Source organism: Psychrobacter sp. CMS30, from assembly GCF_904846565.1.
Classification (GTDB): domain Bacteria; phylum Pseudomonadota; class Gammaproteobacteria; order Pseudomonadales; family Moraxellaceae; genus Psychrobacter; species Psychrobacter maritimus.
In genome coordinates this window covers 1-25,704 of sequence record NZ_CAJHBF010000006.1, presented here as the reverse complement: position 1 = coordinate 25,704, position 25,704 = coordinate 1, and the positions used below count along the sequence as shown (strand labels likewise).

23 protein-coding genes are annotated in these 25,704 nt (G+C 40.8%); 4 read left to right on the top strand and 19 right to left on the bottom strand.

Annotated features, from left to right (window positions below):
- Window positions 1-165 precede the first annotated feature (165 nt).
- Window positions 166-465, top strand: a complete 300-nt coding sequence (locus JMX94_RS04540) for an integration host factor subunit alpha (protein WP_079692789.1) — start codon at window positions 166-168, stop codon at window positions 463-465.
- A gap of 255 nt (window positions 466-720) precedes the next feature.
- Here the strand turns inward: JMX94_RS04540 and JMX94_RS04535 are convergent, their stop codons facing one another.
- Window positions 721-1,077 carry a hypothetical protein gene (locus tag JMX94_RS04535; protein WP_201563627.1) on the bottom strand — a complete coding sequence of 119 codons (357 nt, stop codon included), beginning with the start codon at window positions 1,075-1,077 and terminating at the stop codon, window positions 721-723.
- Window positions 1,078-1,727: 650 nt separating this feature from the next.
- Between JMX94_RS04535 and JMX94_RS04530 the strand changes: the two genes are divergently transcribed.
- Window positions 1,728-2,615 carry a neutral zinc metallopeptidase gene (locus JMX94_RS04530; RefSeq protein ID WP_201563625.1) on the top strand — a complete coding sequence of 296 codons (888 nt, stop codon included), beginning with the start codon at window positions 1,728-1,730 and terminating at the stop codon, window positions 2,613-2,615.
- A 136-nt stretch (window positions 2,616-2,751) separates the two neighbouring features.
- Here the strand turns inward: JMX94_RS04530 and JMX94_RS04525 are convergent, their stop codons facing one another.
- The 3 genes from JMX94_RS04525 to trxA all read right to left on the bottom strand — a co-directional run bounded on the left by JMX94_RS04525 (window position 2,752) and on the right by trxA (window position 5,502).
- Window positions 2,752-2,988 (bottom strand): hypothetical protein, encoded by a 237-nt coding sequence (locus JMX94_RS04525; protein WP_201563623.1) that lies wholly within the window; start codon window positions 2,986-2,988, stop codon window positions 2,752-2,754.
- A gap of 391 nt (window positions 2,989-3,379) precedes the next feature.
- A complete protein-coding gene (gene rho, locus JMX94_RS04520; RefSeq protein WP_149490840.1) occupies window positions 3,380-4,648 on the bottom strand; it encodes a transcription termination factor Rho in 1,269 nt (422 codons plus the stop codon).
- 527 nt (window positions 4,649-5,175) lie between these two features.
- A complete protein-coding gene (gene trxA / locus JMX94_RS04515; protein WP_149490841.1) occupies window positions 5,176-5,502 on the bottom strand; it encodes a thioredoxin in 327 nt (108 codons plus the stop codon).
- A 456-nt stretch (window positions 5,503-5,958) separates the two neighbouring features.
- Here trxA and JMX94_RS04510 point away from each other — a divergent pair, with 456 nt between their 5' ends.
- Window positions 5,959-6,672 carry an RluA family pseudouridine synthase gene (locus JMX94_RS04510; RefSeq protein ID WP_201563621.1) on the top strand — a complete coding sequence of 238 codons (714 nt, stop codon included), beginning with the start codon at window positions 5,959-5,961 and terminating at the stop codon, window positions 6,670-6,672.
- Between the two features lie 78 nt (window positions 6,673-6,750).
- A complete protein-coding gene (locus tag JMX94_RS04505; RefSeq protein WP_201563619.1) occupies window positions 6,751-8,382 on the top strand; it encodes an NAD(P)/FAD-dependent oxidoreductase in 1,632 nt (543 codons plus the stop codon).
- Window positions 8,383-8,419: 37 nt separating this feature from the next.
- Here JMX94_RS04505 and JMX94_RS04500 read toward each other — a convergent pair whose 3' ends face one another.
- The 15 genes from JMX94_RS04500 to JMX94_RS04430 all read right to left on the bottom strand — a co-directional run.
- Window positions 8,420-9,358 carry a D-2-hydroxyacid dehydrogenase gene (locus JMX94_RS04500; protein WP_201563617.1) on the bottom strand — a complete coding sequence of 313 codons (939 nt, stop codon included), beginning with the start codon at window positions 9,356-9,358 and terminating at the stop codon, window positions 8,420-8,422.
- Window positions 9,359-9,480: 122 nt separating this feature from the next.
- Window positions 9,481-9,999: a hypothetical protein gene (locus JMX94_RS04495; protein WP_201563615.1), complete on the bottom strand. Its 519-nt coding sequence runs from the start codon at window positions 9,997-9,999 to the stop codon at window positions 9,481-9,483.
- A 115-nt stretch (window positions 10,000-10,114) separates the two neighbouring features.
- The gene (locus JMX94_RS04490; RefSeq protein WP_201563613.1) at window positions 10,115-10,981 is read right to left on the bottom strand and encodes a glycosyltransferase family 2 protein; all 867 of its coding nucleotides are present in this window, start codon (window positions 10,979-10,981) and stop codon (window positions 10,115-10,117) included.
- A gap of 148 nt (window positions 10,982-11,129) precedes the next feature.
- On the bottom strand, window positions 11,130-11,417 hold the full coding sequence (locus JMX94_RS04485) for a hypothetical protein (RefSeq protein ID WP_201563611.1): 288 nt from the start codon (window positions 11,415-11,417) through the stop codon (window positions 11,130-11,132).
- 58 nt (window positions 11,418-11,475) lie between these two features.
- Window positions 11,476-11,925 carry a glycosyltransferase family 25 protein gene (locus JMX94_RS04480; RefSeq protein WP_201563609.1) on the bottom strand — a complete coding sequence of 150 codons (450 nt, stop codon included), beginning with the start codon at window positions 11,923-11,925 and terminating at the stop codon, window positions 11,476-11,478.
- Between the two features lie 145 nt (window positions 11,926-12,070).
- Window positions 12,071-12,793, bottom strand: coding sequence for a capsular polysaccharide synthesis protein (locus JMX94_RS04475; RefSeq protein ID WP_201563608.1), 723 nt, complete (start codon window positions 12,791-12,793; stop codon window positions 12,071-12,073).
- A gap of 12 nt (window positions 12,794-12,805) precedes the next feature.
- The gene (locus tag JMX94_RS04470; protein ID WP_201563606.1) at window positions 12,806-13,435 is read right to left on the bottom strand and encodes a glycosyltransferase family 2 protein; all 630 of its coding nucleotides are present in this window, start codon (window positions 13,433-13,435) and stop codon (window positions 12,806-12,808) included.
- Window positions 13,436-13,457: 22 nt separating this feature from the next.
- The gene (locus JMX94_RS04465; RefSeq protein WP_201563604.1) at window positions 13,458-15,257 is read right to left on the bottom strand and encodes an ABC transporter ATP-binding protein; all 1,800 of its coding nucleotides are present in this window, start codon (window positions 15,255-15,257) and stop codon (window positions 13,458-13,460) included.
- A gap of 148 nt (window positions 15,258-15,405) precedes the next feature.
- Window positions 15,406-16,449, bottom strand: coding sequence for an NAD-dependent epimerase/dehydratase family protein (locus JMX94_RS04460; protein ID WP_201563602.1), 1,044 nt, complete (start codon window positions 16,447-16,449; stop codon window positions 15,406-15,408).
- Between the two features lie 39 nt (window positions 16,450-16,488).
- Complete coding sequence (gene tviB / locus JMX94_RS04455; RefSeq protein WP_201563600.1) at window positions 16,489-17,766, bottom strand: Vi polysaccharide biosynthesis UDP-N-acetylglucosamine C-6 dehydrogenase TviB; 1,278 nt, start codon at window positions 17,764-17,766, stop codon at window positions 16,489-16,491.
- A 77-nt stretch (window positions 17,767-17,843) separates the two neighbouring features.
- Window positions 17,844-20,123 (bottom strand): GNVR domain-containing protein, encoded by a 2,280-nt coding sequence (locus JMX94_RS04450; RefSeq protein WP_227673516.1) that lies wholly within the window; start codon window positions 20,121-20,123, stop codon window positions 17,844-17,846.
- Between the two features lie 99 nt (window positions 20,124-20,222).
- Window positions 20,223-21,296 carry a polysaccharide biosynthesis/export family protein gene (locus tag JMX94_RS04445; RefSeq protein ID WP_201563598.1) on the bottom strand — a complete coding sequence of 358 codons (1,074 nt, stop codon included), beginning with the start codon at window positions 21,294-21,296 and terminating at the stop codon, window positions 20,223-20,225.
- A 632-nt stretch (window positions 21,297-21,928) separates the two neighbouring features.
- Entirely contained in the window at window positions 21,929-22,576 is a 648-nt protein-coding gene (locus JMX94_RS04440; protein WP_201563596.1) for a hypothetical protein, read from the bottom strand.
- 424 nt (window positions 22,577-23,000) lie between these two features.
- Window positions 23,001-24,443 carry a capsule assembly Wzi family protein gene (locus tag JMX94_RS04435; RefSeq protein WP_201563594.1) on the bottom strand — a complete coding sequence of 481 codons (1,443 nt, stop codon included), beginning with the start codon at window positions 24,441-24,443 and terminating at the stop codon, window positions 23,001-23,003.
- 121 nt (window positions 24,444-24,564) lie between these two features.
- Window positions 24,565-25,704 (bottom strand): DegT/DnrJ/EryC1/StrS aminotransferase family protein (locus JMX94_RS04430; protein ID WP_201563592.1); only part of this gene is annotated, 1,140 nt, incomplete at its 5' end.

The window sequence follows — 25,704 nt, the reverse complement described above, 5'->3', positions numbered from 1 at the left end:
TGATAGAAAGTTTTAGACATAAAGTAAGTTAAGTGGTTATTAATAAAGGATTTTATTGCAGACTTTATTAAAATGACGGCAAAAAACCTTTATAATAGCTAACATTAATCCTCATACCGCTAAACCATGATATTCGACATCACGACATAGCATAGGAGTCGTACTGTGAGCACCTTAACCAAATCTGACATGATTGAGCATTTGATGAGTCATCTTAACCTGACACGCCAAGAAGGCCGCTGTTTGGTGGAGAACTTTTTCGATGAATTGTCAGAGAGTTTGATTGATGGCAAAGAGGTCAAGCTTTCAGGCTTTGGCAACTTCGAGCTGAAAGATAAAAACAGCCGTCCCGGTCGTAATCCAAAGACAGGTGAGCCTGTTGCGGTGTCTGCGCGCCGTGTGGTTACCTTTAAAACCGGTCAAAAATTTCGTCAGCAGGTTGATGAACGTTTATTTGATGAGTAAACTTTGTTAATAGGTTTTGTTAATAAGTTACTCTGTTGAGCCAATAGCGATGATGAAAGTCATGCTATTGGCTTTTTAGATTTATCAAGCAAATGATTTACAAGATAGGGTAGTCCATGTTATTTAGCGCCATAGTCTAATGCATTTTCTGCCTAACCTTTGAAGCGCTGATAAAATCCTAAATAACAGACATAAAAAAAGAGAGCCTAGGCTCTCTTTTTTTTACTACAGTATTTTTATTATGAAAAATAAAAATTACTGAGCTGGTTCTTCAACTACAACTTCGTCAGCTGCGTCTACTGCAGGAGTTTCGCTAGCTACGTCAACGCTAGTAGTAGTACCGTCTACAGGTACTTCAGCATCGATTTCGTCAGTAGCAGTAGCAGCTTGTGCGTCAGCAATGTCAGCTTCAGCAGCGTCAACAGCTTCAACAGCGTCAGCAGGAACAGCTTCGCCTTCAGCAGCAGCTTCGTCTAACTGTTCAGAAGCATCAGTCACTTCTTCTTGTGCGTCAGATAAATCTTCAGCAGCGTTTTCTTTGTTGCTGTCACAGGCAGTAAGGCCCATAGTTGCAGTCATGATACCAGCTAGAGCAAGTAATTTTAAGTTCATAAGGTTTTCTCCGGGAAAATGAAATGATCAGTAGCAGCAAAAAAGGTTGAATATCCGAGATGTCTCAGAATTCAACTAGTATTAATCGCAGCTACTCAGCTTCCACGCATTCTATATGATTTCTTTCTGCATGGAAAGAGCTTGTACAATTAAGTAGCAATAAAATTGTAAATAGGGGTTTACATGGTCTACTTAATATAACTTTTAATACAACAAGCCAAATTAATCGACGTATAATCAATGACATCAGTACGATTTAAGGGTTTTCCTATAAAAGGTTTTCTCTCATGACTAAGGTGCTAGTTTATACCCATTTATGGCCTATTGTCAGTACAATTATCATCAAATACAGTCATTGAATGATGAATATTAGCAGGGTATAAATAGCGGTAGTATTCGTAAAAGCTATCAATAAAAACCGTCTATAAAAGTAGTAAGAAAAGAAGTCTTAGCAACGAAACAATAGCAGCATAAGAAGCGTTGTTTGACCTCGTTTTTCACGGTTAATGGCTAAATGAAAAATGAAAAGCAGCTAAATAAAATAGGCAATCAAGGGACTGCGCTTAAAATTATTAAATATCCATAACTATATAACAGGACTAACGACGATACGCATAGCGATGACTATGGTATTTTTTAGGAGAGATTTTATGAAATGGCAAGGCAGACGCGGCAGCTCTAATGTGCGCACAAGCAGTGGTGGCGGTAAGATGATCGGTGGCGGTATCGGCGGGATTATCATCGCTGGTATCTTATGGTTGGTGTTTGGGGTCAACCCAATGACTGCACTACAGACCGGTCAAGTGGTTGCAGGTGGTGGCAGCAATACCTCTACTGAGCCTGCGACCAGCGATGACCGTGACACAAGGTTTGTCAAAGTAGTTTTGGCGGATACGGAAGAAGTTTGGCATCAGATATTTAATGAGGCCGGCAGTACCTATAAAGAGCCGTCCTTGATTCTATTTAATGGGCAAGTCAGCTCCGCTTGTGGCAGCGCCAGTGCGGCAACCGGACCTTTTTATTGCCCGGGTGATCAAACGGTTTATTTGGATACGTCGTTTTTTTTAGAGATGCGCCAAAACTTAGGCATTACAGGCGATGAGCAAGGCTCAGGTGATAGCGAAAACCAAGGTAAAGCCGGTGACTTTGCCCAAGCGTATGTGATATCTCATGAGGTTGGTCATCATGTACAGACCTTGCTCGGTATTACCCAACAAGTAAATGAAGCCGGTCGTCAAGTTACGCGCGCACAGGCCAATAAGCTGTCGGTATTACAAGAACTACAGGCGGATTGTTTTGCGGGCGTTTGGGCACAGCTTAATCAAGAGCGCGCGCAGTTTTTAGAAGCCGGTGATATCGATGAAGCCATCAATGCCGCCAGTCAAATTGGTGATGATCGCTTGGCGCGTGCCAGTGGTGGGGCAGTCGTACCTGATAATTTCGCTCATGGTACCAGTCAACAGCGCGTTCAGTGGTTTACCCGTGGTTTAGAGAGTGGCAATATTCAATCTTGCGATACTTTTAGTGGCGCACTATAAGTAATGGGGCATTATAAATAGTGAGGCATTATAAAAGTATTGCTTCGTTGCTTAATAAATAAACATAAAAAAGCCTGCAATTTAATTGCAGGCTTTTTATTTTGATAACTGTCTGTTGATAGCTATCTAAAATATATTATTTGGTTTGGTCATAGATATAACCACCAGCGCCACCAAGAGCAGCACCCGCTAATGCACCACGTGCGATATCTTTACTATCGCCTTTACTTCTGATTAGAGCACCAGCAGCAGCGCCTGCAGTAGCACCTCTTACGGTGTTGTTTGCGTTGCCGTATGGGCCTGTATTACAACCAGTCATGATTAATGCTGAACTAGTAATGGCTGTCATTGCAAAAGTTTTAGCAAATTTCATATTATCACCTATTAAGTCGTCAAATTTAAAATACAATATACAGTTTAAAATACAATAAGTATCTAGTGATGTTTGTACTACTTTGCATAGTAGCCCGTTTATGTCTATCGCGGCGTAGTAGAAACGCTAAGCTTTGCAGATAGCCTGTAAAGTATGTTGCTTCACTGTATCGTTGGTAGGGCTTTTGCTTGGAGTTATTGTATTTATAATGAAAGTCCGCTAACTGTTTCTAAGGATTATCTCCACAGCTCTATATTCTTTTTAAGTGGAATCGACTATATAGGGAAAAAGTCTTTAAACGAGCATTTAAAAAGCAAAAAAGACCACCCTAAGGCAGTCTTTATGTTTGCATATTCACTATCTAATCAATTTAATAAACAATAACTATTAATTAGTTTTGTGATTTACGTTTCATTTGCTCAAAGAACTCGTCGTTGGTTTTGGCTTCTTTTAGACGGTCTAGCAAGAATTCAGTCGCTTGGACGCCATCCATTGGTTGAAGCAGCTTACGTAAAATCCAAACCTTACGCAATTTATCTTCATCAAGCAGGCGCTCTTCGCGGCGTGTGCCTGATTTTTTGATATTAATGGCTGGGAAGACGCGTTTTTCCGCCAAATCACGCTCAAGGGTAATCTCTTGGTTACCGGTTCCTTTGAACTCTTCAAAGATAACGCTGTCCATTTTACTACCCGTATCAATAAGTGCACTGGCAATAATGGTCAAGCTGCCGCCTTCTTCAACGTTACGCGCCGCACCAAAGAAGCGTTTTGGACGCTCAAGAGCATTGGCGTCTAGACCACCGGTCAATACTTTACCTGATGATGGAATCACGGTGTTATAGGCGCGGGCAAGACGGGTAATAGAATCCAGTAAAATGACCACGTCTTGTTTATGCTCAACCAAACGCTTGGCTTTTTCGATGACCATTTCAGCCACTTGGACGTGACGCTGTGGCGGCTCATCAAAGGTAGAAGCAACCACTTCACCGCGTACCGTACGTACCATTTCGGTGACTTCTTCTGGACGCTCATCAATCAAGAGTACGATTAAATAACATTCGGGGTTATTACGGGTAATTGACTGCGCAATGGTTTGTAGCAGCATGGTTTTACCGGCTTTTGGCGGTGCAACGATAATCGAGCGCTGACCTTTACCAATTGGAGCAATCAGGTCAATGATACGGCCGGTCAAATCTTCGGTCGTGCCATTACCAAGCTCGAGCTTTAATTGCTCAGTTGGGAATAGTGGCGTCAAGTTCTCAAAAATCAGCTTATGACGCGAGCGATCTGGCGTATCAAAGTTAATCTCACCGACCTTTAATAGCGCAAAATAACGCTCAGAGTCTTTTGGCGGACGAATGGTGCCCGCGATACTGTCGCCTGTTTTGAGGCTAAAGCGACGGATTTGACTTGGGCTGACATAAATATCGTCAGGACCTGCTAAATAAGAGCCTTCAGATGAGCGCAAAAAGCCAAAGCCATCAGGAAGAACCTCAAGCACGCCGTCACCATAAATGGCTTCACCGTTACGGGCATGGGTTTTTAAAATCGCAAAGATAATGTCTTGTTTACGGCTACGCGCCATATTATCAAGACCCATTTCTTTAGCGATGGCCAATAGCTCAGCGATTGTTTTTTTCTTTAATTCAGTAAGATTCATAGATAGGTCATTAGCAGTTGATCAGATGAGAGATGCCATTATCAGCACAAATCAAGACATTGATTAAAACAACGGATATAGGGCGATAGAAGGTATATGCACAGCATTGGGGTTTATGTAGGTTGGATTTTACGTGCCAGCTTATGGACGCGTTGCCAGAAAGTCAGGCACGCTCATAAGAGGTAAAGATAAAGAAGTCTACATAAGAGTCTGCGTCAAAAACTCAATATCAGTAATTGTGTTTAGTCATTGCGTTCAGTAGTGGTGTTTTATAATGACGATTGTGTTTTTGTTGATAAACACGAGGAGAATAGCGACAAGACACTTAGGAAAATGGTTAGTTTTCTCTTGTCAGCAGACTATACGGGCTTCAAGCTGGCATTGTCAATAATTTTTGCCAAAAAATTCGCATAATCTCGTTTTTTGCTCAGAAAAGCAGCAAAAAAGCCATTATCTGCTGTAGACAATAGCTTTTTCGGTGTCGGCTTTTATATAAAAACCTTTTAGTAAACAATTACTAAAAACGATTATAGATGCTTATCTAGTACGGCTGCTAATGCGGCTTTTGGCTGTAGACCCATCACTGAATCGACTTTTTCGCCGTCTTTAAAGACAAACAGGGTAGGAATGTTACGAATACCGAAACGGCTCGCCGCTTGTGGGTTACTATCGACGTCGACTTTAACGATTTTAACTTTACCTTGGTACTCAGTCGCTAAATCTTCTAAAATAGGTGCAATAGCTTTACAAGGACCACACCAAGTTGCCCAAAAGTCTACTAAAACTGGCACGTCTGATTGTAGAACATCTTGGTCAAAGTTTGCATCGGTGGTGTTAACAATAAGGTCTGACATAATTTTTCTCTCTTGTTTTATTATTTCTATTATCAGCCGTCTATATAAATATGAGGGTCATATTAAACAGATGAATGGCTAAAGAATGGTTAAGAAGGGGTGAAATTCTGCCATTATATTAACATGTTTGCTCAAAGTTGACAGACGCAGGCCGGTTAAATTGTTTAACAATTACTATTAGCACAATAAATCGAAACATAACGACACAGGTTATGTTTTATCTGTCACTTGCCACCGCTATCGTCATTTTTAACGCAAATCCAGTCGTCGCTTTGAATACTGGTCGAATACTGATTTATTATTATTTTTAACTGCGCACTCACCACCCATTTTGCTCAAAGTTAACTTTATCCAAAATTAAGGATAGCTTTATTAACAATGGCTTTGACATCGAAGCTTATGAATATCAAAATCCTAGCAATATATATAACCCATTACTATAAGTAGCTAAATTTTATGCCTTTCACTGATGAAAAGATAGAAGCCCTGAATGCTGAAGAAAATGCGTATCCACCGGAGTTTTTTCGAGAATTTGCGCAAGCCGTTACCGTTTATGAAGATGATGATATTTGGGTCGTTGATAAGCCTGCCGGACTGTTAAGCGTCGATGGTAAAACGCTCAAGGTGAGTTTATTAGCACGACTTGAGCGCGCCAATCCAGCGGTTAAGTTGATTCATCGCTTAGATATGGATACCTCAGGGCTGCTGATCTTTGCCAAAAATGCCGCCGCGCAAACCCATATTAGTAAGCAGTTTATTGAGCGGCTGCCACAAAAAAGTTATCAAGCGCGTGTCTTTGGTCAATGGCAACATGTCGGTGCCAAAGGCGAGATATCAGTGCCAGTACGTTATGAGCCTGCAACCAAGCCGCGTCATATCGTCGATCCCAATTGGCCAAAGCATGCATTAACGCTGTATGAGGTGCTGGCGCATGAAGAGTGCAACGGGCAAACCGTCACGCGCGTGCTATTAAAGCCTGTTACCGGTCGCAGTCATCAGCTGCGTGTACATATGGTGCACGTTGGACATGTGATGGTTGGCGACCCAATTTATGCTGAAGGTGACGCCTTGACGATTGCGCCACGGCTCAATTTACATGCCCAGCAGCTACGCCTAAAACATCCCACACTTGGCGCTTGGATGGATTGGGAAAGTCCAAGCCCTTTTTAAATAGGTCTCTTTGAAATAGATTGATTTTAAATACACCATGTAAATTAAAACCCATCATGCAAAAACAAGGATTGTATTATGCTTGATATGACTGCCGGCAAACAGGCAATTAAAAAGTGCTTTAAATCTAAATCATCGCCAGCAGCCTTGAATACGCCCGTCGATTGTGAGGTGCTTATCATCGGCGCTGGGATTGCCGGTATCGGCATGGCCAGTCGATTGCAGCAGCAAAAGCACAAAGGGCTGTTTGGGCATAAAAGCCGAAGTCGCTTAAAACAGCTAGTAAAAAGAAAGCCGCAAAAAACTACCCAGCGCTTTGTGGTATTAGAAAAACGCGCGGATTTGGGCGGTACGTGGGATTTGTTTACTTATCCTGGTATTCGTTCAGACTCTGACGCCTTGACTTTTGGCTATAGCTTTCGTCCGTGGTTGGACCATCGAGTATTGGCAAAAGGCGGTGATATTAAAAACTATATTGCTGATACGGCGCGCGAGTTTGGTATCACTGAACATATCCGCTATCAGCATGAGGTGCAGCAGCTGTCTTGGTCAAGCCATAGTCAGCAGTGGACGGCAACGGTAAAAAATCTTGCAAGCGGTGAGGTATTTGCCTTAACGGCAAAGTTTGTCGTCGGTGCTACAGGCTATTATGATTATGAGCAAGGTTACAGGCCTCATTTTGATAAAGAAGAGGACTTTCAGGGTGCTATTGTCCATCCGCAGCATTGGCAAAATGTGAATTATGACGATAAAAAAGTGGTCATTATTGGCAGCGGTGCGACAGCGATGACGCTACTGCCCGCTATGGTCGATGAAGAAAGCGAGCAGTGCGCGCAGCACGTTACCATGCTACAACGGTCGCCGACCTATGTGGCAAGTGTACCGGGTGATGATTATGCGCTTGATTGGCTGGCAGGTAAGTTTTCACCATTATCAAAAACGCAAGCTTATAAGCTACTGCGCACGCGCAATGTGTTGATGCAACAAGGGACTTATCGAGCGGCTGTGTTTGCGCCCAAGGTCATGAAAGCATTATTAAAACGTGGCGTTAAAACCGAATTAAAAGGCAGCGGGGTTGATATTGCGCATTTTATGCCCGCTTATAATCCTTGGGATGAGCGGCTTTGTGCTGTGCCAGACAGTGATTTATTTATGGCGTTACATGGCAAACGAGCTGCCGTAGTGACCGATCAAATCAGCCACTTTACCAAAACTGGCATCATGCTTGACTCGGGCAAACACCTTGAGGCTGATATCATCGTTACCGCAACGGGGCTAAAGCTGCAAATGCTTGGCGGCGCTAAAGTCTATGTCGATGGGCAAGCAATCGATATCGGCTCGCGCATGACTTATAAGGCGGTCATGATTGAAGGCGTGCCAAATATGGTGGCGCTATTTGGCTATACCAATGCGTCGTGGACACTAAAAATCGACTTGGCTTGTCAATATGTGCTGCGGCTGCTCAACCATATGCATAAGCATCGTTATCAAGTGGCAGTGCCGCAAGCAAAAACTGCGCATAGCGAGGCACATGCTCAGCCAGATACGGTCATGGGTGCGCTATCGGCAGGCTATGTCCAGCGCGCGCAACACGAGCTACCAAAACAAGGCGATATTTATCCTTGGCGAGTCACCAATAATTATCTGAGTGACCGCGTGATGCTCAAATACCGTAACATAAAAGACGATTGGTTGCTTTTTAATCGCTAAATGAATCCTTAGATTAGCTATTAATCAAGCACTAAATTTATTGACCGTTATTAATAAAGTCAGTCACCTGCTTGCTTAAAATTTGCCACAAGGTTTCTTGCGCGCTTTTACTGCCCCACGCATTATGTGGACTAAATATCACCCGCGGATGGTTAGCAAGGGTCAATAAAGGGTCATCTTTGACAATCGGCTCTTGCTCAAAGACATCGGTGGCATAACCGATAATTTGCTCGTTGTTAATCGCATTAGTTAGCGCTTGGCTATCGACAATACCACCACGGGCGACATTCACAATCAGCGGCTGTTTAGCCATTTTTGCTAAAGTATCTGCATTAATAAGATGCTTGGTTTGCTCGTTTAATGGGCAATGTAAGCTCAGTACATCAGACTGCGCCAGTACGTCTTCAAACGCCGTATAATCCTCATTACGCGGCGTACGCCCTTGATGCTCTGCCCACAATACCGTCATCCCAAAAGCGCGGGCGATGTCGGTGACGCGTTTACCAATAGTGCCAACACCAATAATCCCCAGTGTCTTATCTTCCAAATCTATCAGTGGAATATCGAGCAAGCAGAAATTACCATTGTTTGCCCACGTGCCGTCAGCAACTTTTTCATGATAATGGATGCCAGCACGCATGGCAGTTAGCATCAGCATAAAGGTATGCTCGGGCACGCTTTTGACCGCGTAACCCGCGACGTTATATAGCGCAATATCGTGCTTAGCGCAGGCATCTTGATCGACATTATTCATGCCAGTAGCAGTTAGCTGGATAAGCTTAAGCTTGGGCAAATTGGCGATGCTGTCAGCGCTGATTTGGACTTTATTGGTAAAAATAATGTCGGCATTTTGACAGCGCTCAATAATCAGCTCTTCAGGCGTATCGTCGTAAGTAATATAGTCGGTAACGCCAACGGGTGCTGGCAAGTCGACATTATCAGAAAAAGTACCTTTGTCTAAAAAAACCGCTTGCATGATGATTCCTTATTTCATTGTTATTTTAAATAGATGACATTTTAAATAGAGTACGTTTTAAATGGTCTTGCATTTTAAATAGGCTGACAGAGTTATCCGCTTAATGTAGCACGTTGCAGGGTTTAGTCAAAAAGCGTGTCAAAAACCCCGTCAAAAAGCGTACAGTAAAAAACCTCTACTTCAACTGGAAATGCTTGTATTTTCTCTTTGTTCACGCTAAATACTTTGTCGCAAAAACGGCTTGAAAACCTTAATAAATTGTATTCCGCATCACTATGCCCCAGTCCAGCCGCATTCTTTTTCTGCAAATATAAATGTAAAAGAGAAATCACTTTAAACCCTTGTAATCTAAAGATTGGCGCTAACCATAGTGAAGACAAGTCATTAAGGACGATAAATTTGATGTTAAAACGCTTAAGGGTTTTAGCCAGACTTAATGAGCTAGAGAGTCGCTTAGCTTTTGAAGCAACTGAATCCATCGCTATTGTGGGACAAGAGAACGTATCAGGTTCTGAGGTTGCGATTACGGTAGCGACATCCTGCTCATTCATATAGCGGCATAAATTCTCTATATAAATCTGACCGCCACCCCAGATTTTTTCACTAGGCGAGTATATGCATACATCTAAATCATTTTTCATAGGTAAAAGCTCGAATACGGCAGAAAATTTTTCTTGAATATGAAAATGGGGACATAGCTATCTATAATATTGTATAAAAGCCAAATAGTGTATTAAGAAACAACGTTACTTAGCTTCACTTTATAAATATTCTCTCAACTGCTCTATTGATTACATGCTTAACTGAATATTTCAAAACTGCCATATAATTTACTGTTGGGTGCTTCTTTTTTAACTTATCAAAGTTATAAAAATCCTTTGCACGCGCATACTGGTATAATCTGTTCACAATCATTTTTTTGAAATATACCTGTTCGTCAGTACTCTCAACTTGAGTGAGATCCACGTTATATACGTAAGTAGTCTCTAGGTCTTTGCTTAACGTGGTTCTGTTTTCTGCTTCTACCCGATATATGGCGGTGACAACATCACTCTTGACCAATCCATACTGTCGCACCATTCTGTTCCAAAGCTCTGTATCTTCACCACTTTTCATCTGTGTGTTAAAAAGACCTGAACATTTAAAACAGTCTTTATTTATGACAACTGTATCTGCACAAAGTAGTATTTCCTTAACTGATTCTTTGAAGTAGCTCTCAACCTTAAATATAGTGCTATTACGGTTGTGCTTAAACAACTTCCTATCATCTGAGTATATAAACGATGTGGTAAAAAACTTTTCAGCTGGAAAAGCCGTGATCATATTCGCGACTTCTTCCAAATGATTTTCAAGCCATAAATCATCACTATCCAAAAAAGCAATCCATTCAAACTTAGCTTCTGTGATGCCACGATTACGCGCAGCAGAAACCCCTAGATTGGTTTGAGTGATTAGACGTATTCTAGCATCATTGATTTTTTCAACCGCATTGGCGCTATTATCCGTCGAACCATCGTTAACCACTAAGACTTCAAAGTCTTGAAAGCGTTGATTAAGAACTGAGTGTATTGTATTTCCAACACTGAGCTCTTTATTATATAAAGGTATGACTATAGAAAACATATTGTTAAAATCCTCAAATATGAGGTTTAAATTGATAGCTATTTGACATTTCAATCGAAGGTCAATGTTGGTTATCGTAATTCTTGATAGTAAACCTATCATATAGTAAACAACTAATATTTTTACTTATCTATACATAAACAGTTTTCTACACTCTGTCTTTTCTCTCTATATACTTATAGGCTGTCAATATTTGATACCTAATATGGCATTTTAGAGTGTTTTGTAATTTATTCATGTAGCCAATTTTTTTTGATGGATTTCTTAATGTCGCCTCTTCTCTACCTTGTTGCAAATTACTTGCAGACAAGTCTGTTGGATGCTCAACAAAATCAGCCAAGTATATTCGATTAATATACTTATTCTCTGATAGGTAGCCCCAATCATCAGCAAGTATAAAGCTTTCTTGCGATAGTCTTAATAATTTCTTCGCCATAGCTGAACTGATAAGATAACAACAAGTTCTTTGAACTAGATACTGGCTCCTAATAGTCTTATGAAATGCTGCCCCCTATATAATTAATATTTCTATTACTCTTAATAATATATTTAATCCCCAAACCGTATTGGCCACCCATTAAATACAGGTCTTTTGAATTCATATTAGTACTTTGAAAAGTTTTAATAAAGACCTTAAATCTTTCATCTAGTATTACGTCATCTTCCAAGATACAAACCCAGATTTGGTTGTCCTCTAAAATTTGATGATAAGCTTTAACATGACTTAAAGTACATCCAATTTCACCCGCTGTGGCAGGAAAACCTCTACTAGCGACTGCACCGACACTTCTCTCTCTGATCAAATTTATCTGGCTTTCCGGCAGGGAAATACCATCAATTGCGTTTATAAAACTAAAGTTAAGATTAAAACCTTGTAAGGTCTCCTTGATAACTTTACGTTTCTCTGTATCTCTTTCTAATGAAATAATATATATATGTAACATTTTTCAATCCAATTAATTCTGTAGGTATTAGATAGCTATATAAGCTATTAATACGATATATATATTTTTATTGAACAGTGCAATACTTTTTTATTGTAATAGCAATACATAGAAATATCGTCTAATATTGCGGCGTTATCTCTGCTTACTGATAATCTGTAAATTTCGGGGGCGGTAGAGTTCTTGAAATAACTGTTCTATGCTTAAATGACAAAGGCTGTAGTATATCACCTAAAATATAACTCCAAGGCACAGGGTAGTTTGAAATAACACCATCATATTTATGTCCTCCACGTTCTTTTGGATATTTTGCAGGATTAAACTTTAATGCTGGTAGCAACTCATCTAGACGGGTATTTAATTTATTCCACCACTCTTGAGTCAAGTCAGACTTTGGCTTGAATATAAAAGCACCATTACCGATCAAACTTTTGTAATTTAATTGATAAAACCTATACATAGCTTTAGCTTTAGCTTTATTAAAGACAGATTGATTTAATAGCAGTGCTGAGTGATGGATATTTGCTACTCCCCATCTATTAACCTCCTGATACCCTATACATAGCAGTTCATTCCTGCTATCTAATAACTCGAAGCTTGGTATCCAAGAAGCATTTATTTGCTTGATATCACAGTAACCACCGCCATAATTATGCATAAAATAGCAACGTAAATAATCAGCTTTATGAGCCAGATTTAAATACTCATAAGCAGGATGAATATCATTAGAATCAATATATTGATGTAAGTTTTCATTATTCACGAAGACAACATCTGATTGACTGTTAGTCTTCATGGCTTCTATTGACTTTAGTCTAACTTCTGGAATGGCATTATCTCCAGTCCAAAATATATATATATTATTCATTTTATTTTCTCATTATGATATTTCTGATGACTTACTACGCTGCTTTTTACTCAACTTTAAAAAATTCGTGACGAGGAGCGGGAGGGTAAATGCCAATGGGATGTCTTCGTAATAGCAGTATTCAGGATAATAAACCTGGTTTTCGATTAAAAAATTTCGCCTAAAAGCTTTGCATGTTTGAGACATAAACCTACTAAAAAGTATATGAGGAACTTCTTGTCTATCTCTATAGCTGCCTGCCACCACGCCCATTCTATTGATAGGAATACTGTCTGAGCTTATAACATTGAAATCGATAAAATCATACTGATGATCGCAGTTCTGCTTTATGAATGCCAATGCCTCAGTCGTTATGTCATCATCAGAGTCGACGAACCAAACATATTCACCTTTTGCGAGCTTCAACCCCGTGTTCCTAGCACCACCAGGACCCTTATTTTTTTGTTTTATTGCGATTATATTAGCCTGTGGCAAGCTATCTCTAAAATCTGTAAGTAAACGATCAGTGTCGTCAGTTGAGCCGTCATCAACTAAAATAACCTCGAGATCGGGATCGCTCGACGTTATTGCTGTTACACGTTTAAGAAGTCTCTTGCATTTATGTGCTGAATTGAAAAACGGGATAATCAAACTTAAGTACATATCAGAGCTCCCGTCAGTAACGCTAAGCGTATTTAGCCATTTCTTTGAACTTGACATTACGTACCACAAGTTCCTGATAGGTCCCATGATCAATTATTTTACCGTGCTCCATAAAGTAGATAAGATCACACTTCTCTACCGTTTTTAGACGGTGCGCAATCATAATAATGGTCTTTTGACCACTGAACTCATGGATAGCGTCCATGACTATCTTTTCAGTAATACCATCTAATGCACTGGTTGCTTCGTCGAATACCAACACCTCTGCTTCATGATAGAGTGCGCGCGCAATACCAATACGTTGCCGCTGACCACCTGAGAGCTGTACACCGCGCTCGCCTACTTTAGTATTGACACCGTCTGGCAGTTGCTCAACCAATTCTGTCAAATTAGCTAAATTTAACGCTTTATTGACTTGTTTTAGGCTGATGTCTTTCGCCGGAATACCAAAGGCAATATTTTCAGCGATGCTTCCTTCACTCAGAAAAATACTTTGTGGGACAAATCCCAATAGATCTTGCCAGGCTCGTTTATTATCTGCAGTGATGCGAATGTCATCGACATATATATTGCCCTGTTGCGGGGTCAGCAAACCAAGCAATAAATCTATCAAAGTTGATTTGCCAGAGCCAGATGAACCAACCAAACCAATAACGCTATTGACAGGAATACTCATACTGACACCGTCCACGGCTGCTCTATCTTTATTAGGATAACTAAACTCTATATCATTTAGCGCAATACTCTTATTAAGACTTATCGCTGTAGGCATCGAAGCTTTAGTAATCGCCTTTTGATTTTCAAATGAGCGCTGTAAGTCATCTTTGACTGCTTCAAACGCAGCAGTATTACCTTTAATCTGAGATAGACTAGAATATATTTGTTGTAGAGCTGGCAACAACTTAAATGCCGCTAGAGCATAAACGGCTAAGATTGGTAAGACTTCCCCTAAATTACCAGAATGTACCTTAATTAATACCAATACTAATGAAATCAGCGCACCAAAGGCTATAAGCTCTATAAAGTATCGTGGTACTTGGCTAATAGCTATATTGGTTCCTTGAGCACGAGCAAAGACTTTACCGCTATCATGAAATCGAGTGATAAAATCATGGCTACGGTTTAGCAGTAAGACGTCTTTAATACCGCCAAACCCTTCGTTCATGAGTCTAAAACGTCGGGTCGACACTTCAGACAGCTGTTGACCATTACTTTCTAATTTTTGTCGCACCAATCTATATAGTACGAAGTATGCTAACGAAAATATGAATAATCCCAATATCGCGATAACCGGATCATAAATCACGATACTAATAGATATAAATAGTGCTAAGACTAGCTTTGAATTCATTTGCATTAACGGTTGTATGATGTCATTACTGATGCGTGCCGCTTCAGTGGATACTTGCTTAGTAAGCTGTGCACTACTACCGCTGGCATGGAACTGCCAGCTTTGCTGCATATAGTAGCTATAGAGACGATCCGCAATCTCAGTACCGATGCGCGCGCCAAAAATTGATAGTCTCCAAGTTGTAAACATAGAGATGACAGTAGAAAATGTCAACATGACTAGAACGATCACACCACTATAGAATAAAAAGTCCATAGGATTATTCAGACCAGACATCTGATACAACTGCGCAAAAATGCCATTGGTCTCTAGTATGCTAATATCACCAACTAAAGCCATAAAAGGGGCTATAGAAGCAATCCCTAATAGCTCAGTAAACGCCATAATAACAACCAGCACTTGCAATAGATAAAACTGTTTTAACTGTTTATCGGTCAGCAGAACAAAGAGCTGTTTGATTACTTTTAACATAACTTATTCAACTATATTAAGTTCAATATAAAAAGATACAGCGGGACTGGGATCAATTTTTTGCAGCCTCTGTCAGCTTAGGCACAGCACGCCAGAAACATTTATACCAGTCCTGCATCATAACGTAACGTCTCTATTTTATTTACTATCAACCATGCAAGCTATTTTGTAAAAAAGTAACATACCAAGGCATCGCTTTTTTTATGCCTTGAACAACATCAAACTGCGGATCATAACCCAATGCACTTTGGATCTTACTGATATCAGCCTGACTGTGGCGCACATCGCCTTCTCTAAAGTCACGATAAATAGGCGCTTGGCTATAATCTACGCCATTAATGCTTAAGTTATCTTTTAGTGCTGCAAATAAAGTGTTGAGCGTGGTACGACCACCGACAGCGACATTATAGACTTGGTTTTTGGCATCATCATCGGCAGTTGCTGCCAAGATATTGGCTTGTACCGCGTTTTCAATAAAATTAAAATCTCGGCTGGTGTCACCATCGCCATTGATATAAACATCATCGCCTTGGATCATGGCTGCTGTCCATTTAGGTATCACCGCCGCATAAGCACCGTCTGGAGTCTGGCGCTTACCAAAGATATTAAAGTAACGCAGACCAATAGTATGAAAACCATAAGTACGAGCAAAAACTTCGGCATATAGCTCATTGACGTATTTGGTCACAGCATAGGGTGATAAAGGCTTACCAATGGCTTCTTCAACCTTTGGTAATGCAGGATGATCACCATAAGTCGAGCTACTAGCGGCATAGGTAAAGCTTGCCACCTTCGCATCGCGAGCGGCGACCAGCATGTTTAAAAAACCTGAGATGTTGGTTTCGTTAGTATTAATAGGATCTGCGATAGAGCGTGGTACTGAACCTAGTCCCGCTTGATGGAGAATATAATCAACATCTGCGCAAGCGCTTTGGCAGTCTGCTAAATTGCGTATATCACCTTCCATGAAGTTGAAACGTTGCCATTGCTCAGCAGTTACCACCGATTGAACTTCATCTAAATTGTGTTGAAATCCCGTGGCAAAATTATCTAAACCCACGACTTTTTGATTCAGTAATAACAGATTCTCCAGTAGATTCGAACCTATAAATCCTGCAACCCCTGTGATGAGCCAGACCTTTGGCTCATTAACTAATGCTTCTGTAACTTGTTGATAGGCGGTTACTTTCATAGTAAATGTCTCCCAAATCCCTTTGATTGCTCTGGACGCTTAAAGGCGTATGTCGGTATCTTCTTTAGTAAACAAATACTTTAGATCATAGAGAACATGATTGTCTTTACCTAACGCTCTTATTTTCTCTATGCCCATCTTGATAAACTGCTCATGAGCGACCGCTAAAATAATACCGTCATATTGATTTAATACAGGTTGAGCGATAGGAGTAATACTGTATTCCCGATTAGCTTCGTTAGCATTTATCCAAGGGTCATGAACGTCAATCTCGACGTTGTACTTTTGTAGCTCATGTACAATATCGATCACTTTAGTATTGCGCACATCTGGGCAGTTTTCTTTAAAACTGAGTCCTAAAACCAAAACTTTAGCACCTTCAATTTGTATGCGCTTTTTGATCATGGTTTTGACCAACTGTGTGACAACATACTCACCCATACTGTCATTCAAACGCCGACCTGCCAATATAATCTCAGGATTATGGCCGATAGCTTGCGCCTTATGAGTCAGATAATAAGGATCAACCCCAATACAGTGACCACCGACAAGTCCGGGACGAAACGGTAAAAAGTTCCATTTGGTTCCCGCTGCCTTGAGCACCGCTTCGGTATCTATTCCCATTTTATTAAAGATTACCGCTAGCTCATTGATCAGGGCAATATTGACATCTCTTTGGGTATTCTCGATGACCTTGGCTGCTTCTGCGACCCTAATACTTGGTGCTTTATGCGTACCCGCGGTAATGATTAAGTTATAAACTTCATCAATAAAATCAGCAACTTCAGGTGTCGATCCAGCCGTTACTTTTAAAATATTAGTTACGCGGTGCTCTTTGTCACCCGGATTGATACGCTCAGGACTATAGCCTGCATAAAAGTCTTGGTTAAGGATTAACCCAGATACTTCTTCTAGTAATGGCACACAAACTTCTTCGGTCGCGCCAGGATAGACTGTAGACTCATAGACCACAATGTCATCTTTCTTTAGTAATGAACCTATTGCCTTTGAGGCCGTGATTAGTGGCGTCAAGTCAGGTTGCTTTGAGCTATCGATAGGTGTCGGCACAGTTACAATAAAGAAATTACAGTCTTTGAGCGTTTGGATATCTGAGCTATAGCGTAAATGTATCGCTACAGCTAGCTCTTCATCACTAACCTCCAAGGTATGGTCTGTGCCTGCCATTAATGCAGCAATGCGGCTAGCATTAATGTCAAAACCTACCACTGAATGCTGCTTGCCGAACTCAACTGCTAGAGGAAGTCCGACATACCCCAAACCAATCACTGCTATTTTTAGCTTATTTATATTTATCATAGAGTTCTACCACCTGACCGTTTCTGAAGAACCTGATTAACCAGCTTGATTGAAAATGCAACAGTAGCAACACCATATTAGCGACTGTCGGCATAGGCATAGCGATGATTATAGCTATATTTACTCATCAGACCTTGCCTGACATCGTTGAGAATAATGCCATCTACTTGGATATCAGATTCATGCATTTGCTTAACGGCATAGATTAACTGTTTTTCCATTGAATCATCGTATCTGGTTACCATGAGTACTTTGTCTGCATGCTGAGCTAACACCATTGCATCTGAAGCGGCCAATAATGGTGGTGAGTCGATGATAATATAGTCGTACTGAGACTTTAATTCCATTAACAAAGCATCAAACTTTTCGCTGATTAGTAGCGATTCAGGATCACTTGGATGCTTTCCGCGTGGCATAAAGTCAATATGCTCTATACCACTAGGATAAATAAAGTTCTCTATACTAAAATCAGAAACATCATTCACTATTTGAGCAGCGGCGCTCTTGTTACGTTGGTTAAGTTGCAAACTGCTATCGTCTAGCAACAGATAATCTGCTAAGCCATCATATTGACTCATGCCAAAAATCTTGTGCAGCTCACCCATACGCATATCGGCATCTATGATCAAAACTTTTTTGTTCAGCTGAGCAAAGACTTCTGCCAAGTTAGCAGAGATAAACGACTTGCCAACGTCCGGGCTTTCCCCAGTTAACAAAAGTACTTTTGCCTTTTGGCTATCTGAAATCACCGTTGGCATACTTAATATAAGTCTGGTTCGAAGGCTTTTGATCGCTTCATAACTCAAGCTACTATTATCAACATGAGCCAGCATACGAGGGGCTGCTTTTTTGTTAGTACTTAATCGTGATAATACCGCAGAGCGTGGAATTGTGGCGATGACTGGCACTCCTGTCTTAGACTCAATACGTTCAGGGTCTTTAACGACATTCCTAAGCATCTGCATAATGAATACTAATAGAGCACCTAGCAGAGCACCTGCTAGGGTGGCTAACGTCATTATTAATTGTTTTTTAGGGGTGATGACTCTATTGGTATTGATAGGCAAGTCAATGATACGGGCGGCGCTGACCTCACCTGCTTTGACAATTTTTAGCTGCTCGTAGTTTTTAAGGATCGTGAGATAAATCTCTCTATCGATATTTACATCCTCAGAGAGTGTCAAAAACTCTCTCTGTACTTCTGGTAGCGCACTAATGGTATCGTCGATTTGCTGCTTTCTAGCATTCAATACGCTAAGTTGTTCGTTTATCTGAATGACCAACGGATGATCATTGGTATAGTAAGTAGTTAGATCTGCTCTTTTTAGCTTAAGCTCACTAATTTGTGTATCAAGTCCAGCATTTTCACTAAGCAATATTGACGCTTCTTGTGCTACATCAATAGTGCCAGAATTCTCACGAAATTTATTAAATATCGCTTCTGATTCTTTGAGTTTTTGTTTTAAGGCTGGGATTTGTTTTTTCATAAACTCAATAGTCTTGATAGTTTGTTCCGAGCTACGTGCTTGGTTCTGTGCACTATAAGACAGTACAATATGTTCTAATATCAGGCTGACTTGCTTTTGGTTTAGACCTGACAAAGACAGTTCGATAATACCGGTCTTAGTGCCTTCTTCCACTACTGATAAGGCACTATTGATAGAGTCCGTGGTGATTTGCAGTGATTGCTTGGTAATATCGATAGGATGTTTACCAGTAGGTAGCTCGTTAACTATAATTTCAATGAGACCGCTCTTACCTGTGAAACGATGAGCTTTGTTCAACTGTCCCTTAAATTGCTCACTGCCACTACTCAAAACAAAGCCTGTGTTAGTTTTTAATAAAGTAAAGGCTTTATCTAAATAGTCTTCTGACACATTAAACTGACTCACTTGTACTCGACCATCACTAGTCTCGAGTACAACGCCATCAGCAGTATTCATTTGCACGTTCGTTTGGTTGTTTTTTATTCTATCTATCTTACTAACTGCCGGATCATTCAACCTAATATCTAAATGAAGCAAATCCACCACTGGCTCTAAGACCATGCGGGATCTTATTAGCTTAATCTGCGCTTGCATTGAACTATCATCAGGTGGCAATAGCTCTGCTATATTCGACCCTAGACCTGATAAGTTTTGGGAAGTTTCATCAATTTGAATCAGTCCATCTGATTTAAAGGTGGGTTTTTCGTAGCGAACATATAACACCCCTATTATTAAACCCAAAATTGCAAACAGAGCAATGATTTTCCAGCCGCGTAGTAATACTAAAAGCAGACCCAGTAGATCATTATCTTTGTCAGTATTGTGTCTAGATAAATCTTTTGAATGGTTATCCATAACATTGTTATCCATAACTATGTCTTCATCAATTAGTGTTAGTCAGTCAGCTTATTTTTTTGTCCATTATTCAAGGCTTGTGACGATATTATCAAACGCCATAACTGTTATCGTTTAAAAGTCTGAGATTGATCTGATTGCAGAAGTTGATGGTAAAAGAGCACTGATCACACGGTTCCAACGAGTTAGACCCGTAGGATCAACGTAAAGAATGTCATTGGCTTGCATCTCAAAGCGATTTGCCAATGCTAAGCCGGTAATAGTCTGCATATCGGCATAATAGATATTGGTATAGTTATACTTTGAGTTATCACGGACAATATATACTTTGGCAGCATTGGCTGTGTTCGCATTTAAACCACTTGATTCACCCAGTACATGCGCTAAGCTAAGTCCCTGCTCAGGGATAGCGACTGGTTCGATTCGACCAAACTCTCCCAAGACATAAACTTTATTACGGCTTTGACTATTGACATGAATGGAATCGCCATCTTGTACATAAATTTGGTTGGCAGATAGCCCCATCTGCCTTAATGACTGCAACCCTAAGTTATAATTTTTACCTCGGCGATTTAATACAATATTATTTGAATCGCCTGTCATAGTAGTACCGCCTGCCATGGACAAAGCGCCGTATAAGGTGACCGGTGCATCGGTAATAGGAAATTCGCCAGACTTAGTAACTTCTCCGTCGATAAAGAATTTGCTACCAAGATAGTTGATGACTCTGACTTGCGGGTCTGAGTATTTGAGATAGCGTTGCAACCTAGCTTGTAATACTGCAGTGAACTGCGGCACACTCATGCCACTCGCCTTCAGGCGGCCTATCAATGGAAACTGAATAAAGCCTTGCTGATCAACAGTAATACTTGATGTTGATGCACTGATATTTGGATAGTCAGTGAGCACTATACTCATTACGTCTCCCGCTTCAATACGATAACCTATTGGTCTTGAAGCTTTGACCAAGTTATATAGCTCATTGTCGAGTACTGGGGCTTGCTTAGCTGGTAAGGTCGTTACGTCTAATGGTTGAACATTGAAGGTAATGCCATTTTCTGCGACAAAGGCACCACTGGGCGGTAAGTTGCCCGCTTGTAGTCCAGAATTAATACTGCTACAACCAGATGTGACAGTGAGGAGCACTAAGCACGCTATCGTCGATAATTGAGATGAATATCCGCCCATAGTAAATTCCTTGTAAACTGTGGCTATCAGTAACAGCTATTAGCGATACCGTAATTTTCATAATGTAGGGCTATGACAAACTCATTATATAACTACATTACAAGTAAAAAACGTCTTAGTGATAATACGAGTCATAACATAGTGAACATTTATCAACAGATTAACGATATATACACTTAATAGAATTTAAATATTCACGTACACTTATATATTTATATACTATCCAACAACATTTAGCAACAAAACTTATTTATTACTTACATTGGCTAAGAGGGTTATATAAAAAATAGCGTAGAGCCATTATCTGATGGTAGTTATACGATCAGCTATCAGATAAATAGCTAGGTAGCTCGTTAGATAGCGCGTTATATAAAACTGGCGTAGTGGTTAGCTTTGTAGCAGTGTTAGAGCTGATGAAAGGGCAATTGGTAGGATTGGTTAGCAGTAATACTCAATCATTTTTCTAGACAATATGTTCTTATCCTCCGAAAAATTTCTTTTATATGATAGAAAACTATTTTATATTTATTCTCAAAATAGAAAATAAGCCCTAGGAAATAATGAAATTTTGGTGTAATGGACAAAATTCATACTAAAAAGTAGAAGGTAGTCGCTAATGGACATAATTCATGCTATTTGAGAGACTTTGACCCTAAAAAGTCTTTAATAAACCGCAACTTACGCTGCTCACTTAGACCGTGATGACTATGCAATTGTCGCTTTAACTCACTGAATAAACCTTCAAGAGAATTGGTGGTATTTGGTATGTCTAAGTGCTCATATTCTTGATAAGTGAATAGCCAATCGCTATTGGTTCTGAGACTACGATAAGCACTTCTAAGACGCTTATGCGTGTACCAACTTCTACCCGTATCTTCATTGGTACTACGCTCACTCAGATAGTCTTCATGAGTTAACAACCAATAATCTAAGTGCTCTATGAAGTCAGCTTTATTAAGCTGTGTTAAGTTTAAAGTGAGCCGTCTAAGCTCAATACTTGCGATGTTCTTAGGTCGACGAGTGAGATAGCGAGTTACTATTTGCACCTGATGAAACTGGCACATCTGGCAAGGGGTACAAGTAAATAACGTTCTAAGCCCTCGTCTGCTATCACAGGTGATGCTTTGTATATCAACGCCTAACGATGCTAGATGATCAATTCCTTGTTTGTAGGCACTGTTGGTTTCATGACTGACTATCGCGTAGTAAAGAACGGCTTTAGTGGTATTGTCCATAAAAACCATTAAACCAAACTTACGACCGAAGTAAGTGGTGTCCATGATGATGTTAGCAGTATTCGGTCGCTTAACTTGATAGTCAATACTGACGGTGTCTAAGCGTCTTTGAATGGTTTTAAGACTACAGTGGTACTTATCAGCCAGTTGTTTGTAGGTCTGTTTTCCTTGGGTATATTCAGTCCAAAGGGTCTGGTTATTGAGTCTTTTGCCACCTAAAAACTGCCGTCTGCAAGCTAGACATTGATACTGTTGTTTGCCTAGCTTGCGTCCATTCTTTTTGATGTGTTTATCACGACAAAAAGGGTAGTTTTTTGATTCATGGCGTTGATTCCTTGCAAATATAGACAGTATATGGCGTTAGACCCTACACCAGCATGAATAATGTCCATTACACCGAAATTTTTGACAAAAAAATAGGAGTGGTTACATTAGTAACGACTCCTATTTAAATACATTCAACTTGAACTTAATAAGTCTGTAGCTCAATACCTACACCTACGCCGACATCAGTCGACTGGATATCTGAATCTACGGCCCAAATTCGGCTAGAAATAAGCGCTTTGGGGTTGTATTGATGCTCCCAAGCCACATCGATACCAGTCAGCTTATCAGTCGTTGGGAATGCTTGATTAATGGCTTCATCGGCTTGATTCACCTTAGCATGCTGTAATTTTGCGTTAATAAAATTACGGTTATCAAGCCATAAGCGGCCACCAAGTGCGATACTCTCCGCATCACCGCCTAGCGCATAGCCTAATGGGAAGCCTTGCTGATAATAGCCGTCGGTATAAATACTATGGTCATAAGAGATACCTCTTACCTCACCGCTTGTGCGGGTATCTGTATACTCCGCATACAGCTGATAAGGTTTGCCGTAAGCAGCAGACGCATAATCAACACCGGCTAAATACATGTTTTTAGCCGGTAAGCCGCCTGCTTCATCTTCACCAATATATTGCGCATAAACGCCAGCAGGCACATTGACTAATGGCGCTAAACTTAAGCGCCCATCAAAACCGCCCAACTGATTGGCCGGATCCCCTCTTTCGTTACCACCATTATCTCTAGTTCCTAAGAGCGCATCAGTAAAGGAGCCAAAACTCTGTGGACGACCTTCACCGCCCCACATAAAGGTACGTGAAGCACCGACTTCTAACCATTCCCAAGGACTAGCTGTCAGCCTTGCACCAAATAGCTTAGCATCAGGAATCGCTTCATAATCCTCTAGCTGACCGGCAAATAGCTGATACTGCCAAGGTCCGACCCACGATAAATATGGGGATGTCGGCGCAGTTTGCTGATCACGCTGCATAGTAAAACCTGCAACCGGCAAACTTGCATCGCCTCGAATAAGGCTACCATCATGCCCAGGTCCCCACCACGTCGGAATTTTACCCGCTATCAACCACTGATTAGCAGCAGTACCAGCAAGGTACGAGCCCTCAAAGCTAACATCTGAGCTGTCATCGATAAGTTTGTCGTTTTTTAAATTAGCTTGTAGATTAAATTCCCACTCCGCTTCGCTAAGCGACACGCCAACGCTTGCTTGTTGACCCGCAAGTTGATCATCAGCAAATTTTTGTGGTATCTGATCTCTATCGGTTTGTATATGCAGTGCTGCCGAGCCTTTTACTACTGAGTTACGGTTCTGATTCAATCGCGTTTGTACCGACTGCAGGATCTGCTGCTGCGCTGGCGTCTGGGCATTAGCCGTATTTAAAGCGCGTTTAACCTCATTAGCTGTCAGCGGCCAAGTACTGGTGCTAATCTGCGCGACCCCTTGAGTATTCAGCCAATCAAGATCTGCCTTAAGCTTTAGATCGTTCATATACAAGTTTTGTGCAGATGCCAACATCGACATTGATGATAAGACACCAAAACCCAATAAAATACTTAGCTTCTTGTACATGATCAAATACTCTTCGGTTATAAAGGGTTTATTATAAATGCCAATGGTTTATAAATACTATGGATCAAACATCAATTTGCATTAATGTAACTAAATTTAACTTAACTCAATAACTGATATCTTATTGGTTATGTATATTCGCAAATACGCTATCAATCGCTTGTACTGTTTGCTTAATCTCGTCTTCTGTCAACGTTGGATGCACGAGAAACATCAAGCTGGTTTCGCCGAGCTGCTTGGCGACTGACAATCTGCTTTCAGGACGTAAACCTGTATTATCAAATGCTTTTTCCAGATATACCTCAGAAGCGGATCCTGAAAAACAAGGCACCCCTAAGTCATTGATCTCTTGAATAATACGATCTCGTGACCAGCCTTCAGGAAGATTGTCTGACTGCACATAGACGTAGAGCTTATAATAGGCATGGGTCGAATCTGCAAACTGCGCTGATTCTTCTAACCTAGGTACAGAAAGATAGCCTTTTGCTTCCCATTGTGCACAGGTATCTAAAATAGCTTGAGCATTAGCCGTACGTTTGGCGGTCCAATCAGGCATTCTTGTTAATTGAATGCGACCAAGCACGGCTTGCATTTCAGTCATGCGCCAATTGGTACCGAAGCTTTCATGCAGCCAGCGATAGCCCTGTGGATGCTCGGTCTCATAGACTGCTGCATAGCTTTTACCATGGTCTTTATAAGCCCACATTTTGCGCCATAATTGCTCGTCATTGGTGGTGACCATACCGCCCTCACCGCCTGTTGTCATTACTTTATCTTGGCAAAAGCTCCAAGCACCGATATGCCCGATACTACCAACGCTACGACCTTTATAACGCGTACCGTGCGCCTGAGCACAGTCCTCTATCACATATAAATTATGCTGTTCTGCCAGTGCCATGATGCCATCCATATCACAAGGCCACCCTGCCAAATGCACACAGACAATGCCTTTGGTTTTAGCCGTCAGTACTGCAGTAATTGACTCAGGCGTGATATTACCGGTTGCCTCATCGACATCAGCAAAAACAGGCGTCGCTCCAGCATTGACTACCGATGAGATACTCGCAATAAAGGTACGCGGCGTGACGATTACTTCATCGCCTGCGCCGATATCTAACGCTTGTAAGGCAACGTCTAATGCCAACGTACCATTACCCATTGCAATGGCATATTTGCTATCAGCCCATTTAGCAAATTCAGTCTCAAACTGACGACACTCTTGCCCTGTCCAGTAATTTACCTTGTTGGATAATAATACTTG